Annotated in this window: 12 protein-coding genes and 1 tRNA gene; 7 read left to right on the top strand and 6 right to left on the bottom strand. The window is 70.9% G+C overall.

Annotation, left to right across the window (positions count from 1 at the left end; genetic code table 11):
- Positions 1–171: 171 nt before the first annotated feature.
- Together ABLE93_RS15015 and ABLE93_RS15020 are read right to left on the bottom strand one after the other, a co-directional pair.
- Positions 172–261: transfer RNA gene (locus ABLE93_RS15015), tRNA-Ser, on the bottom strand.
- A gap of 128 nt (positions 262–389) precedes the next feature.
- Positions 390–2,753: a thiamine pyrophosphate-binding protein gene (locus ABLE93_RS15020; RefSeq protein WP_348840832.1), complete on the bottom strand. Its 2,364-nt coding sequence runs from the start codon at positions 2,751–2,753 to the stop codon at positions 390–392.
- 234 nt (positions 2,754–2,987) lie between these two features.
- On the opposite strand from ABLE93_RS15020, the gene ABLE93_RS15025 reads away from it, so the two are divergent.
- From ABLE93_RS15025 to ABLE93_RS15045, 5 genes are all read left to right on the top strand, one after another.
- Complete coding sequence (locus tag ABLE93_RS15025) at positions 2,988–3,452, top strand: Lrp/AsnC family transcriptional regulator (RefSeq protein ID WP_348840833.1); 465 nt, start codon at positions 2,988–2,990, stop codon at positions 3,450–3,452.
- Between the two features lie 25 nt (positions 3,453–3,477).
- Positions 3,478–4,341, top strand: coding sequence for a DUF72 domain-containing protein (locus ABLE93_RS15030; RefSeq protein WP_348840651.1), 864 nt, complete (start codon positions 3,478–3,480; stop codon positions 4,339–4,341).
- A gap of 139 nt (positions 4,342–4,480) precedes the next feature.
- Positions 4,481–5,536, top strand: coding sequence for an HlyD family secretion protein (locus ABLE93_RS15035; protein WP_348840652.1), 1,056 nt, complete (start codon positions 4,481–4,483; stop codon positions 5,534–5,536).
- The gene (gene rbbA, locus ABLE93_RS15040; RefSeq protein ID WP_348840653.1) at positions 5,533–8,271 is read left to right on the top strand and encodes a ribosome-associated ATPase/putative transporter RbbA; all 2,739 of its coding nucleotides are present in this window, start codon (positions 5,533–5,535) and stop codon (positions 8,269–8,271) included. Before ABLE93_RS15035 ends, rbbA begins: the two co-directional genes overlap by 4 nt.
- A gap of 1 nt (position 8,272) precedes the next feature.
- Positions 8,273–9,424, top strand: a complete 1,152-nt coding sequence (locus tag ABLE93_RS15045; protein ID WP_348840654.1) for an ABC transporter permease — start codon at positions 8,273–8,275, stop codon at positions 9,422–9,424.
- A gap of 5 nt (positions 9,425–9,429) precedes the next feature.
- Here ABLE93_RS15045 and ABLE93_RS15050 read toward each other — a convergent pair whose 3' ends face one another.
- From ABLE93_RS15050 to ABLE93_RS15060, 3 genes are all read right to left on the bottom strand, one after another.
- On the bottom strand, positions 9,430–9,876 hold the full coding sequence (locus tag ABLE93_RS15050) for an RrF2 family transcriptional regulator (protein WP_348840655.1): 447 nt from the start codon (positions 9,874–9,876) through the stop codon (positions 9,430–9,432).
- Positions 9,877–9,948: 72 nt separating this feature from the next.
- Positions 9,949–10,536 (bottom strand): septation protein A, encoded by a 588-nt coding sequence (locus tag ABLE93_RS15055; protein WP_348840656.1) that lies wholly within the window; start codon positions 10,534–10,536, stop codon positions 9,949–9,951.
- A 103-nt stretch (positions 10,537–10,639) separates the two neighbouring features.
- The gene (locus ABLE93_RS15060; protein ID WP_348840657.1) at positions 10,640–11,311 is read right to left on the bottom strand and encodes a biosynthetic peptidoglycan transglycosylase; all 672 of its coding nucleotides are present in this window, start codon (positions 11,309–11,311) and stop codon (positions 10,640–10,642) included.
- A 202-nt stretch (positions 11,312–11,513) separates the two neighbouring features.
- On the opposite strand from ABLE93_RS15060, the gene ABLE93_RS15065 reads away from it, so the two are divergent.
- Positions 11,514–12,440, top strand: a complete 927-nt coding sequence (locus ABLE93_RS15065; protein WP_348840658.1) for a polyprenyl synthetase family protein — start codon at positions 11,514–11,516, stop codon at positions 12,438–12,440.
- Positions 12,441–12,486: 46 nt separating this feature from the next.
- Positions 12,487–13,857: a flavin monoamine oxidase family protein gene (locus ABLE93_RS15070; RefSeq protein WP_348840659.1), complete on the top strand. Its 1,371-nt coding sequence runs from the start codon at positions 12,487–12,489 to the stop codon at positions 13,855–13,857.
- 94 nt (positions 13,858–13,951) lie between these two features.
- Here the strand turns inward: ABLE93_RS15070 and phoB are convergent, their stop codons facing one another.
- A complete protein-coding gene (gene phoB / locus ABLE93_RS15075) occupies positions 13,952–14,653 on the bottom strand; it encodes a phosphate regulon transcriptional regulator PhoB (protein WP_203194853.1) in 702 nt (233 codons plus the stop codon).
- Positions 14,654–14,657 lie beyond the last annotated feature (4 nt).

A 14,657-nucleotide genomic window follows, 5' to 3' on the forward strand; every position in this document is an offset into this window, starting at 1 on the left:
GGCAGGGCGGCGACCATCGCCGTCCCCTCTCTTCCCGCGCGATCCCGGCAAATCCCGCTTGTGTCCACCACAGACCACCACGAGCTAACGCACGTGCTAGGGCAGATGCTGGGGCACGATTTCGCACAGCATCAATTATCGCTTTATTTTCAGGTGATTAGCTGATGAAACTGGCGGAGAGAGAGGGATTCGAACCCCCGATACGGTTGCCCGTATGCCGCATTTCGAGTGCGGTGCATTCGACCACTCTGCCACCTCTCCGCAGAGCCCGGCGCGGGCGCCGGGGCGTGTGGTCATGCGCTTCTAGCGGAGCCGCGCCACGAGGACAAGACGGCTCTTGCGAAGGCTGGGGCATCGAGGGATGGCCCGGCGGCTTGCTACCAAGCGCGCTACACCGCCTTGAGGTGGCGCATGGGGCGGCCGGGGGAGACGGCCTGCGCCGCGGCGACGATGGCGGGGGTGTCGAGGCCGTAATAGGCGTAGAGGTCGGCGAGGCTTCCGGTCTGGCCGAAATGCTCCACCCCCAGCGCCCGAACCCGGTGCCCCGCCACGGCGCCGAGCCAGCCCAGGGTCGCCGGGTGGCCGTCGATGAGCGTGACGATGCCGCAATGGCGCGGCAACGGCGCGAGCAGCCGCTCCACATGGCTCTGCGCGCCGGCGAAGCCGCGCTCGCGCGCGCGGGCGGCGGCGGTCCAGCCGGCGTTGAGGCGGTCGGCGGAGGTCACGGCCAGGAGCCCCACGTCGCGCCGGTCCTCGGCGATCAGCGCCACCGCGTCGATGGCTTCCGGCGTCAGGGCGCCTTGCACCGCGATCACCACGTCGCAATTGGGGCCGGGCTCGCGCAGCCAGTAGGCACCATCCACGATGGCGCGCTTCTGCGCTTCCGAAAACACCCGCTTCGGCTGCTCCAGCGGCCGGGTGGAGAGGCGGAAGTAGAGCGAGCCGCCGGTCTCGTCGCGCAGCCAGTTGCGCTCGTCGGCGGTGCCGTCGCCGTCGCGCTGGACGTAGTCGAAGGCAAATTCCATCAGCACCGCCAGTTCGTCCACGAAGGCCGGCTCGAAGGCGGCGAGGCCGTCCTGTGCCATGCCGATGAGCGGGGTGGAGATGGACTGGTGCGCCCCGCCCTCCGGCGCCAGCGTGATGCCCGAGGGCGTCGCCACCAGAATGAAGCGGGCGTCCTGGTAGCAGGCATAGTTCAGGGCATCGAGGCCGCGGCAGATGAAGGGGTCGTAGAGCGTGCCCACCGGCACCAGCCGCGCCCCGAACAGGGAATGGCTGAGGCCGAAGGCGGAAAGGGTGAGGAACAGGTTCATCTCGGCGATGCCCAGTTCCACGTGCTGGCCCTTGGGCGAGAATTCCCAGGCGAAGGTGGAGGGAATGCGCTCGCGGCGGAACACGTCGGCGAGCTCCGCATGGGCGAACAGGCCGCGCCGGTTCACCCATGGCCCGAGATTGGTGGAGACGGTGACGTCGGGCGAGGTGGTGACGATGCGGTCCGCCAGCGCGCCGCCGCCCTTGGCGAGATCCTGCAGGATGAGACCGAAGCCGGCCTGGGTGGAAAGGGTGGCGTTGGGCGGCGGGGCGATGGGCGGCACCGCGAGCGCCGGCGCGCTGTAGCGGCGCGGCCCGGCGCGGAAGAAGGGCACCCGGTCGAGGAAGGCCTGCACCTCCCGCTCGGGCCGCGCGAGGCCCTCGAAGGGCTCCCATTCGCGGCCCTCGCCCACCCGCATGCCGGCGCGCAGCGCCTCCATCTGGGCGGGAGTCATGAGGCCGGCGTGGTTGTCCTTGTGGCCCGCGAGGGGCAGGCCGAAGCCCTTCACCGTGTAGCAGAGGAAGGCCACGGGCCGGTCGTGGTCGATGGCGTCGAAGGCGGCGATGAGGGCGGCGATGTCGTGGCCGCCGAGATTGGTCATGAGCGCCGAAAGCTCGGCGTCCGAGCGCCGGGCGATGAGGGCGGAGACGGCGCCCTGGTCGCCGAGATCGTCCATCAGGCGCTTGCGCCAGGCCGCCCCGCCCTGGAAGGTGAGGGCGGAATATTCGGCATTGGGGCAGGCGTCGATCCAGCGCTTCAGCGCATCCCCGCCGGGCTCGGCGAAGGCGGCCTGCTGCAGCGTGCCGTACTTCAGCACGACCACCTGCCAGCCCATGGCCTCGAAGATGCCGGTGAAGCGCTCGTAGAGCCCTTCGCGCACCACGCCGTCGAGGCTCTGGCGGTTGTAGTCGATGATCCACCAGGTGTTGCGCACCTCGTGCTTCCAGCCCTCCAGCAGCGCCTCGAAGACGTTGCCCTCATCGAGCTCGGCGTCGCCGACCAGCGCGATCATGCGGCCCTTGGGGCGGTCACCGGCGAGGCCGTGGGCGTGGACATAGTCCTGTGCCAGGCTGGCGAAGAGGGTCTGCGCGACGCCTAGGCCCACCGAGCCGGTGGAGAAGTCCACGTCGTCGGCGTCCTTGGTGCGCGAGGGATAGGATTGCGCCCCCTTGAAGCCGCGGAAATTCTCCAGCCGCTCCCGGCTTTGGCGGCCGAACAGATACTGGATGGCGTGGAAGATGGGGCTCGCGTGGGGCTTCACCGCCACCCGGTCTTCCGGCCGCAGCACATGGAAATACAGCGCGCACAGGATGGCGCAGAGCGAGGCGGAGGACGCTTGGTGGCCGCCGACCTTCAGCCCGTCCGCGCCGGGGCGCAGGTGATTGGCGTTGTGGATCATGTAGCTCGCGAGCCACAGCACCTTCTTTTCCAGCTCGGCCATGACGGCGAGATCGTCCGGGCTCGGCGGCGCGGAGGGCGCGCGGAGGGCGGCGGGGGCGGGGCGGAGCGGCGTTTGTCCCATGGTGTCCTCGGGGCGCTGGCGCTGCGCCTTCTGGCGGGCGCGTCAAGTCGACGCCAAGTCTAGCGCCGAACGCTCGAAACTTCCGGTCGAATACGACTGACAGAGACCCGTTATGCGCAATAAGCTGTCGGCAATTACCCCCCAGGGAGCGATATCGTGCGCCTCGACGCCATCGACCGGAAGATTCTCGCAGCCCTCCAGCAGGACGGGCGCAAGAGCATCGCCGAGCTGTCCGGGGAGGTCGGCCTCTCCCCCTCCCCCTGCCTCCGGCGCGTGAAGGCGCTGGAGGAGGACGGACTCATCTCGCGCTATGTGGCGGTGCTGGACCAGCGCCGCGCCGGCCTGCCGGTGAGCGTGTTCGTCTCCATCAAGCTGGAACGCCAGCAGGAGGAGGCGCTGGACGCCTTTTCCGCCGCTATCCGGGGCTGGCCGGAGGTGCTGGAATGCTATCTGATGACCGGCCCGCGCGACTACCTGTTGCGGGTGGTGGCGGCGGACCTCGACGCCTATGAGCGCTTCCTGAAGGAGAAACTCACGCGGCTCGACGGCATCGCCTCCATCGAGAGCTCCTTCGCGCTGGAGCAGGTCAAATATTCCCACGTCCTGCCCCTGCCGTGAGGGGCCGGCGCCTCAGGAGCAGCACATGGCCATAAGGGTCGGCATCGGCGGCTGGACGTTCGAGCCCTGGCGCGGCGTCTTCTATCCGGAGGGCCTCAGCCAGGCGAAGGAGCTGGCCTACGCCGCCACGCATCTCGCCACCATCGAGATCAACGGCACCTTCTACCGCACCCCGAGCGCCAAATCCTGCGCCGACTGGGCGCGGCAGGTGCCGGACGGCTTCGTCTTCGCGCTGAAGGCGACGCGCTACGTCACCCATCGCAAGGTGCTGGCCGAGGCGCAGGAGAGCATCGGCAAGTTCATCTCGTCCGGCATCGTCGAGCTGGGTGATCGGCTCGGTCCCATCAACTGGCAGTTCGCCGCCACCAAGGCGTTCGACCCGGACGATTTCGCAGCCTTCCTCGCTCTCCTCCCGAAGGCGCACGACGGAGTGACTCTGCGCCACGCGCTGGAGGTGCGGCACCCCTCCTTCGCCGTGCCGGAATTCGTCGCGCTCGCCCGCCGGCACGAGGTCGCCGTCGTCTTCGCCGACCACGAGACCTATCCCGCCATCCCCGATCTCACCGCCGACTTCACCTATGCCCGCCTCCAGCAGACGCAGGAGAAAGTGACGACCGGCTATTCCGCCGCCGGCATCGCCCGCTGGGCCAAGGCCGGCCAGGCCTGGGCCAAGGGGACCATGCCCGACGGGCTCGCGCCGCTCGATCAGGCGGCGGCAGGCGAGGGCGGCAAGTCGGCCGGCAAGGCCGCCGCCAAGGGTAAGGCGGCCGCCGGGAAGGCGTCGGCGGAGGCGCCGGCGCGCGACGTCTTCATCTATCTCATCAGTGGCGCGAAGGTGCGCAATCCGGCCGGCGCCATGGCCTTGCAGACGGCGGTGGACAAGAGCTGAGTTGGGCCGCTTGACCTTGATCAACGTGGCCGTGCTGCACCGCGGTAAGGTGACCGACTGACGTGTTCCCGATGCCCCGCGGGCGCCGCATGCCGTTCCGGCACCGCGCGGGGCATGCTGCCCGCCCGGAAGGTCTGCCATGAAGCGCTCCCTCGCCATCCTCGCCGTGATCGCCGCCGTGGCGGCCGCGGGCGGCGCCGGCGCCTGGCATCTGGCGCAGCGCAGCCGGGCGCTGCCGGCCGGCTTCGCGCAGGGCAACGGGCGCATCGAGGCGACGCAGGTGGATGTGGCCACCAAGGCGGCCGGCCGCGTGCTCGACGTGCTGGCCGAGGAAGGCGACTTCGTGCAGCAGGGGCAGGTGGTGGCGCACATGGACGTGGCCGAGACCACCGCCGCCCTGCGCACCGCCGAGGCCCAGGCGGCGCAGGCCCGCCAGTCGCGCGACACCGCCACCCATGTGGTCGAGCAGCGCAAGGGCGAGCTCGACCTCGCGGCCAAGGAGCTGGAGCGGCAGGAGACGCTGGTGGCCAAGGGCTTCGCCACCGAGCAGAAGGTGGACCAGTATCGCACCACGAAGCTCACCGCCGCCGCGGCGCTGGCCGCCGCCCAGTCGAGCCTCGCGGCGAGCGAGAGCGCCATCCGCGCGGCGGAGGCGGAGGTGGAGCGGCTGACGCGCATGGTGGCGGACGGCACCCTTGTCGCGCCCAAGTCCGGCCGGGTCATCTACCGCCTCGCGGAGCCGGGCGAGGTGCTCGCGGCTGGCGGCAAGGTGCTGACCCTCATCGACCTCTCCGACGTGTACATGACCATCTTTCTGCCCGCCGCCGACGCGGGGCGCATCGGCATCGGCGCCGCGGCGCGCCTGCTGCTGGAGCCGTTGCCCGACCGCGCCATTCCGGCCGCCGTCTCCTTCGTCTCGGCGCGGGCGCAGTTCACCCCGAAGCAGGTGGAGACCCAGCGCGAGCGCGACCGCATGATGTTCCGCGTCAAGCTGCGGGTCGCCCGCCAGCTGGTGGAGCAGCATCTGGAGCAGGTGAAGACCGGCATCACCGGCGTCGGCTACGTGCGGCTCGATCCGGCGGCGCCATGGCCCGCCTGGCTGCAGTCCGATCTGGTGCGGCAGGCGGAAGGGGCGGACCCGACCAACGCCAAGGAGCCCGCCAAGGAGCCCGCCAAGGACGCCCCGGCGAAATGACCGCGGACGCGCGCGAGCCGCAGCCGGCGCCGCCCGCCGCACTCCGCCTCTCCGCCATCCGCCACCGCTACCGGCGGACCGTGGCGCTGGACGGGGTGGACCTCGTGGTGGCCGAAGGCGCCTCCGTGGCCCTCGTGGGGCCGGACGGGGTGGGCAAGTCCACGCTGCTCGGCCTCGTCTCCGGGGCGAAGCGCATCCAGGCCGGGAGAGTGGAGGTGCTCGGCGCCGATTTTGCCGGCCGCGCCGCGCGCGAGGCGGTGCAGCCGCGCATCGCCTTCATGCCGCAGGGCCTCGGGCGCAACCTCTATCCCAACCTCTCGGTGGCCGAGAACATCGCATTCTTCGCCCGGCTGTTCGGCGAGGAAGCGGCGGTGGACGGGCCGCGCGTCGCGCCGCTGCTCGCCGCCACCGGGCTCGACCCCTTCGCCGACCGCCTCATGCGCAAGCTCTCCGGCGGCATGAAGCAGAAGCTCGGCCTGTGCTGCGCTTTGGTGCACCACCCGGACCTGCTGCTGCTGGACGAGCCCACCACCGGCGTCGACCCGCTGTCGCGCCGGCAGTTCTGGGACTTCGTCGAGACCATCCGCGCCGGACGGCCGAAGCTGACGCTCGTGGTCGCCACCGCCGACATGGAGGAGGCGGCGCGCTTCGCCCGGGTGGTGATGATGGATGCCGGCCGCATCCTCGCCGACGGCAGCCCGGCGGACCTGCTCGCCGCCACCGGCCAGCCGAGCCTCGAGCGCGCCTTCATCTCGCTGCTGCCGGACGGCCGGCGCGGCGACGGCGCGGGCGCAGGAACGCCCGCCGCCATCCCACCGGACGCGCCCGTCGCCATCGAGGCGCGCGGCCTGACCCGCGCCTTCGGCGACTTCGTGGCGGTGGACCATGTGAGCTTCACCATCCGCCGCGGCGAGATCTTCGGCTTCCTCGGCTCCAACGGCTGCGGCAAGTCCACCACCATGAAGATGCTGACGGGCCTTCTCCCGGCGACGTCGGGCGAGGCCCTGCTGTTCGGCGTGCCGGTGGACCCCGACGACATCGAGACCCGCCGACGGGTCGGCTACATGTCGCAGGCCTTCTCGCTCTATGGCGAGCTGACGGTGCGGCAGAATCTGGAGCTGCACGCCCGCCTGTTCTCCCTGCCCGAGGACGCCGCGCGGGCCCGGATCGCCGAGCTGGTGGCGACCTTCGACCTTGCCGCCCATCTCGACGACCTCGCCGACGGCCTGCCCCTCGGCGTGCGCCAGCGCCTGTCTCTGGCCGTGGCGGTGCTGCACCGGCCGGAGATGCTGATCCTCGACGAGCCCACCTCGGGCGTCGACCCGGTCGCGCGGGACAATTTCTGGGACCATCTCCAGCGCCTGTCGCGCGAGGAGGGCGTCACCCTCTTCGTCTCCACCCATTTCATGGGCGAGGCGGAGCGCTGCGATCGCATCTCCTTCATGCACGCCGGCAAGGTGATCGCCACCGGAACGCCGCAGGCGCTGAAGGACGCGCAGAAGGCGCCGAGCCTGGAGGAGGCCTTCGTTGCCTACATGGAGATGGGTGGCCGCGCGGTGGGAGCCGACGTGCGCCTGCCGCCGGCTGCGGACCGCGCGCAGGGCCGCCCTGCCGGCTTCTCGCCACGCCGCCTCGGCGCCTATGCCTGGCGCGAGGCGCTGGAGCTGAAGCGCGATCCGGTGCGCCTCGCCTTCGCCCTGCTGGGCACCGCCTTCCTGATGATCATCTTCGGCTACGGCATCACCCTGGACGTGGACAAGCTGCGCTTCGCCGTGCTCGACCGCGACCAGTCCCCGCAGAGCCGCGCCTATGTGGACGGCTTCGCCCACTCGCCCTATTTCCGCGTCCAGCCGCCCCTTGCCGACCCCGCCGACCTCGACCGGCGGCTGAAGTCCAACGCCATCGCCTTCGCCATCGAGCTGCCGCCGGAGTTCGGCGCCGACCTCAACGCCGGCCGGCCCACCGAGGTGCTGGTGACCATCGACGGCGCCATGCCGTTCCGCGCCGAAACCATCAAGGGCTATGTGGAGGCGGTCCACCTGCAATTCCTCGCCGATGCCGCCGAGGCCGCGGGCCGCACCCTCTCCACCTTCGCGACGCTGGAGATGCGCTATCGCTACAACCAGTCGTTCCGCAGCCTCGACGCCATGGTGCCGGCCACCATCGCGCTCATGCTCATCTTCATCCCCGCCATCCTCACCGCCCTCGGCGTGGTGACGGAAAAGGAGCTGGGCTCCATCACCAATCTCTACGTCACGCCGGTAACCAAGCTGGAATTCCTGCTGGGCAAGCAGGCGCCCTACGTGGTGCTGGCCTTCTTCAATTTCGGCATCATGACGCTGATGGCGCTGTTCCTGTTCGGGGTGCCGCTGAAGGGCTCGTTCCTCGGCCTCGCCCTCGGTGCCCTCGCTTATGTGCTCGCCACCACCGCCATCGGGCTGGTCTCCTCCACCCTGACGAACACGCAGGTCGCCGCCCTGTTCGGCACCGCCATCGGCACCATGATGCCCGCCTCCCAATTCTCCGGCATGATGCAGCCGGTGGCGACGCTGGAAGGCGGCGCTTGGGTGCTGGGCACCTTCTTTCCCACCACCTATTTCATGCGCGTCAGCGTCGGCGCCTTCACCAAGGGGCTCGGCTTCTTCGAGCTTCTGCCCTTCGTGGCCGCCACCTTCGCCTTCTGGCCGGCGCTGCTCGCCCTCGCGTACCTCATCCTGCGCAAGCAGGAGGCGTGAGATGGCGGCCAGCGCTCCCGCTCCCCGCCGCTCGCCCCTCGGCAACGTGCGCCATCTGGTGGTGAAGGAGCTGTTGAGCCTGTGGCGCGACCGGGCGCTGCTGGTGCTGGTGGTCTACGCCTTCACCGTCGCCATCGTGCTGCAAGCCAACGGCATGCGCCACGACCTCCACCGTGCCACCGTGGGCGTGGTGGACGAGGACAATTCGGTGCTCTCCAACGCCATTCTCGATGCGCTGCTGCCGCCGAGCTTCCAGACGCCCGTACCGCTGGCGCCGCAGAACGTGGACCGCGCCATGGACGCGGCGCGCTACACCTTCGTCCTCAACTTCCCGCCGAACTTTCAGGCCGACGTGCTGGCCGGGCGCTCCCCGTCGGTGCAGCTGCTCATCGACGCCACGGCGCTGATGCAGGCGGGCCTCGGGGCCAACGACATTTCCGGCATCTTCCAGTCGGAGGTGAACCGCTTCGTGCTGCGCCACGCGGAGGGGATCGACACGCCGGTGCGGCTCGAGATCCGCGCCGCCTTCAACCAGGGGCTGGAATCCTCCTGGTTCACCGGCACCATGGGGCTCATCACCAACATCACCATGCTGTCGGTGCTGCTCGCCGGGGCGGCGCTGATCCGCGAGCGCGAGCACGGCACGCTGGAGCATCTGCTGGTGCTGCCGGTGCGCCCCTCCGAGATCATGCTGTCCAAGGTGGTGGCCAACGGCGCGGTGATATTGGCAGCCACCGCCTTCGCGGTCGTGGTGGTGCTGAAATGGGGGCTCGGGATGGGCATTTCCGGCTCCATCCCGCTGTTCCTCGCGGGGACGGCGCTCTACCTGTTCTTCACCGCATCGCTCGGCATCTTCCTCGGCACGCTGTCCGGATCCATGCCCCAGTTCGGCCTGCTGTTTTTCCTGATGGTGCTGCCCATGAACATGCTGTCCGGCGGCTTCACCCCGCTGGAGAGCATGCCGTCCTGGCTGCAGACCACCATGCAGGTGTCGCCCTCCACGCAGTTCGTCGCCTTCGCCCAGGCCATCCTGTATCGCGGAGCGGGGATCGAGACGGTGTGGCCGCGCTTTGCCGCCACGTTCGGCATGGGGGCGCTGTTCTTCGGCGTGGCGCTGGCGCGCTTCCGCACCTTCCTCGCCGCCCAGCAATAAGGCGGTCAGATGTAATCGACGAAGGAGGCCAGCTGCTCCTGCGACAGGTCGCGCATCTGCGCCAGCGTGTAGGTGTCGAGCACGGTGCCGATGGCATCGCGCACCCGCACCATCAGCAGGCGGACCTCGCAGGTGGCGATGTCGCAATCCTCGCACGGCTCGTAGGCGTTGCGGCTGGCGCAGGGGAAGGGCGCGAGGGGGCCGTCCAGCGCCCGGATCATCTCGCCCACCACGATGTCCTCGGGGGACTTGGCCAGCCGGTAGCCGCCGAGCTTGCCCTTCTTGGACGAGAGGAAGCCGGCGTTGCGCAACTCGCCGAGGATCACGTCGAGGAATTTCTTCGGGATGTTGTTGGCCTCGGCGATGTCGGCGACCTGCGTCGAGCCGCCGGGCGGCAGCCGGGCGAGGTGGACCGCCGCCTTAAGACCGTACTTTCCTTTTTTCGTCAGCATTCTGCGCCCTCTCGCGGGCTTATGGGGAGCCGGCGGGCCGGCGTCAACCGGGGAAAGGCGGGCGTCGCCGCGTCAGCCGGCGCCGGGCTCGTCCTTCAGCTCGAAGCGGGCCATGAGCGGGGCCTGCGCCATGGCGAAGGCGAAGGTGAGCGGGAGGTAGCCGAAGGTCTTGAAGGCGACCCAGGTGTCGGTGGAGACCGAGCGCCACACCAGTTCGTTCAGCACCGCCATGGCCAGGAAGAACAGGCCCCAGCGGATGGTCAGCCGGCGCCAGCCCTCGTCGGTGAGCTTCACCATGCCGTCGAACACGTAGGGCAGCAGCGGCTTCTTCAGATAGAGCCCGCCCAGCAGCAGCACGCCGAAGAGGGCGTTCACCATGGTGGGCTTCAGCTTGATGAAATGCTCGTCCTGCAACCACAGGGTGAGACCGCCGAACACCATCACCACCACCGCCGACACCAGCGGCATCACCGCCACGCGGCGGGCGAGGATCCACATGGCGGCCAGAGCGGCGAGGGTCGCCACCATGAACACGCCGGTCGCCACATAGATGCCGCCATAGCCGTTGGCGGCGAAGAACAGGACCAGCGGGCCGAGCTCCAGGCCAATCTTCAGCCATGGGCTCATCTTGCGGGGGGCGACGGCTGCGGATCGGGTCATGGGAGGGCCGGCAGGAGGAAAATACCGCCGCCTCGGGCCGAGGAGCGGCCGGGCGGCGCGACATTTCCCATGTGGCGCTTGTTGTTGGAACAATCAAGCCTGCTCACGGCGCAAGGCCGAGGCAGGCGGTGAGCTCCGGCCCCTCCCGCGGGACCCGGGCCTGAAGGCGCGACGCGAGGCGCTGGACCCCGCCCGAGGGGTTGCGCGCGTCGCGCCGGTGGGGATTGGGCAGCATCACGGCGAGGAGGGCCGCCTGCCGCGCGTCCACCTGGGAGGCCGGGATGCCGAAGGCGCGCTGCGCCCCCGCCTCGACGCCGAACTCGCCGTCCGGCCCCCATTCGGCGATGTTGAGATAGATCTCGATGAGCCGCCGCTTGCTCACGACAAGGTCGAGCCAGACGGCGAGCGGGATCTCGATGGCCTTGCGGATCAGCTCGCGGCCCGGCCACAGGAAGAGGTTCTTGGCGATCTGCATGGGGATGGTCGAGGCGCCGCGGGTGTCCTCCAGCTCGTCCGCCTTGTCGAGGGCGGCACGCAGTTCGTCGAGATCCACGCCCCAGTGCTGGCAGAAGCTCGCGTCCTCGGAGGCGATGACGGTGCGCACCAGCGCCGGCGACATGCGCTCGATGGGGGTCCAGATGCGTTCCACCCGCTCGCCGGTGATCCAGCGGCCGATCATGAGGGTCGAGACCGGATTGATCACGTTGTAGAGCAGCGAGAGCACCAGCGGCAAAGCGATGATGGCCCCGATCACGCGCAGCACCAGACGGACCATCCCTTGCCCTCCCCCGACGCGGCCGACCCCGCGCCCGTCCCGCGGCTGCCTTCGGCAACCCATCATGCCCCGACCGGCCACCGCCGCGACCCCGCGCGGCGCGCGCTTGACCTGCGCGCCGCATTGGGGCACCCGGTGGCCCCCGTCAACGGTGCGCCCGGCCCGGGCGTTCCCGCACCGCTATCATCGACGCAGGCCCAAGGTGACATTTTCCCTGAAGGATCGTCTCGACGCCGCCGCCGACGCCACGCAGGCCCGCCTCGAAGCCGCCCTCGCCGACGCGCCGACGGCAGGCGAGCGGCTGCGGCCCGACCGCCTCATGGGCGCCATCCGCCACGGCGCTTTGGGCGGCGGCAAGCGCCTGCGCCCCTTTCTCGTCATCGAGAGCGCCGCCTTGTTCGGCCTGCCGCCGGCCGCCGCCGTCACCGCCGCCGCCGCGGTGGAATGCGTGCATTGCTATTCGCTGGTGCATGACGACCTGCCGGCCATGGACAATGACGACCTGCGCCGCGGCCGCCCGACCGTCCACAAGGCCTATGACGAGGCCACCGCCATCCTCGCCGGCGACGCGCTGCTGACCCTCGCCTTCGACCTCCTCGCCGGCACCGATGCCCATCCCGACGCCGCGGTGCGCATCGCCCTCGTGCGCGCACTCGCACGCGCCTCCGGCATGGGCGGGATGGTGGGGGGCCAGATGCTGGACCTCGCCGCCGAGGGCCGCTTCTCCGGCGGCGCGCCCCTCGCCCTGGAGGAGGACGCCATCCGCGACCTGCAGGCCATGAAGACCGGCGCCCTGCTCGCCGTCTCGGTGGAGGCCGGTGCCATCCTCGGCGGGGCCGACGCCCCGGCGCGGACGGCGCTCGCCGCCTACGGGCGGGCGCTGGGCGCCGCCTTCCAGATCGCCGACGACCTGCTGGACGTGGAGGGCACCACCGAGGAGGTGGGCAAGAGCGTGCGCAAGGACGAGGCAGCCGGCAAGGCGACGCTGGTCTCCCGCCTCGGCCTCGACGGCGCCCGCGCCGTGCTGGACCGGCTGGTCGCCGAGGCGGGCGAGGCCCTCGCGCCGTTCGGCGAAAAGGGCGCCGTGCTGGCCGAGGCGGCGCGCTTCGTCGCGGCGCGGCGCAGCTGAGGCGACGGCCTCGCCCGTCCGTGCGCGCCATGCTAGCGTTCCGCCCGTGACCGATCCCGACCGCTCTTCCCTCACGCGCCGCGCCCTCATCGCCCGCGGCGTCGCGATCGCCGCGGCGCCCCTCGCCGGCATGACGCTGGCGACATCCCGCGCGCTCGGCCAGCCGCAGAACGAGGCGGACGTGGTCATCATCGGCGCCGGGGCCGCGGGCATCTCCGCCGCGCGGCGCATCGCCGAGGCGGGCCGCAGCTATATCCTGCTGGAAGCCTCCAACCACGTGGGCGGCCGCACCGTCACCGACACCGCCCAGTTCGGCGTGCCGTTCGATCTCGGCGCGCCGCGCCTGAACATGCCGGCGGCACGCCCCATGGCCGCCTACGGGCGGGCCGAGGGGCTCGACATCTACCGCGCGCCCGACGGCGGCCGGCTCTATCAGGACGGCCGCGAGGCGGGCGATGCCGACTATGAGGACTTCATCGCCACGGTGCGGCGCGGGGAGCGGGCCATCGTGGCGGCGGGCGACGCCGGGCGCGACATGCCCGCCGCCCGTGCCCTGCCCGACCTCGGCGCCTACGGCGCCAGCGCGCGCTTCGTGCTCGGCCCCTTCGCCTGCGCCAAGGAGCTGGACCAGATCTCCACCGTCGACGTCTCGCGTGCCGACGAGCGCGAGGGCGAGGACATCTGCCGGCAGGGCGTGGGCACCCTCGTCTCGCAGCTGGCGCGGCCGCTGACCGTGCGGCTGGAGACCCCGGCCCGGGCGGTGGAGCTCGGCCCGCGTCTCGTCTCGGTGCAGACAAGCCGGGGCACGGTGCTCGGGCGCACCGTCATCATCGCCGTGCCGCCGAGCCTCATGGCGTCGGGCAAGCTGCGCATCCAGCCCGGCCTGCCGCAACGCCAGCGCACGGCGGTGGAGAAGATCACCCTCGGCGCCTTCGACCACATCGGCTTCCGCCTGCCGCGCAATCCCGCCGGGCTCGGCGTGGACGAGCTGATCTATTTCCGCGCCGAGGGGCCGCGCGCCTATGCCCTGCGGGCCCGTATCGGCGGCAGCGACCTCTACAGCCTGGAGGTGGGCGGGGACGTGGCCACCGGCCTCGCCGACAGCCCGCCCGATGCCGCCGCAGCCTTCGTCAAGGCGGCGCTCACGCGCGAGTTCGGCGCCGACACGGCGGCCCGACTTGGCAAGGTGTTCGCCACCCGCTGGAGCAAGGAGCCGTGGGCGCTGGGTGCCTTCTCCTGCGCCCTCCCCGGCTTCGGTAACATGCGCCGCGCCTTCACCGAGACGGTTGCCGGCCGCCTCGTGTTCGCCGGCGAGCACGCCCATGAGACCCTGTGGGGCACGGTGGGCGGCGCCTGGCTCTCGGGCGAGCGGGCGGCCAAGCAGGTTCTGGGACTGATCGGGGTGCGCTCCGGTTGAGGGGGCGGGCGTCTGCGCCCCGACGGAGCACCTGGCGACCCGCGCCACCCTCGCAAGCCGCACGCGCGGGCCGTAGCAGCCCGACGGCCCGCCCTCAATGGGCGCGGGCGAACATCTCGTTGAAGGAATAGCCTGCGCCACGCACGGTGCGGATGGGGTCGGACTGGCGGCCGCGGTTGATGGCCTTGCGCAAGCGGCCCACGTGCACGTCCACGGTGCGCTCGTCGATATAGACGTCCTGGCCCCACACCCCGTCCAGCAGCTGCTCGCGGGAGAAGACGCGGCCGGGAGACTGCATCAGGAATTCCAGCAGGCGGAACTCGGTGGGGCCGAGATGCACCTCGCGGCCGGCGCGGTGCACCCGGTGGGTCTCCCGGTCGAGCTCGATGTCGCCGGCGCGCAAAAGCGTCGCCACGTGCTCGGGCTTGGCCCGGCGCAGCAAGGCGCGCACCCGGGCGAGCAGCTCCGGCACCGAGAAGGGCTTCACCACATAGTCGTCCGCCCCGGTGGCGAGGCCGCGCACCCGCTCGGTCTCCTCGCCGCGCGCGGTGAGCATGATGACGGGCAGGCGCTCGGTTTCGGGCCGGGTGCGCAGGCGCCGGCACAATTCGATGCCGGAGAGGCCGGGCAGCATCCAGTCGAGGATCACGAGATCCGGCACGCTCTCGCGCAGCCGCGTCTCGGCCTCGTCGCCGCGGCCGACGCTCTCCACGCCGTAGCCTTCCGACTCCAGATTGTAACGGAGCAGGAGGGTCAGAGGCTCCTCATCCTCGACGATCAGAATACGCGCCGGCACTGTC

The organism is Xanthobacter pollutisoli (assembly GCF_040044995.1).
In the GTDB taxonomy this organism is placed as follows: Bacteria; Pseudomonadota; Alphaproteobacteria; order Rhizobiales; family Xanthobacteraceae; genus Xanthobacter.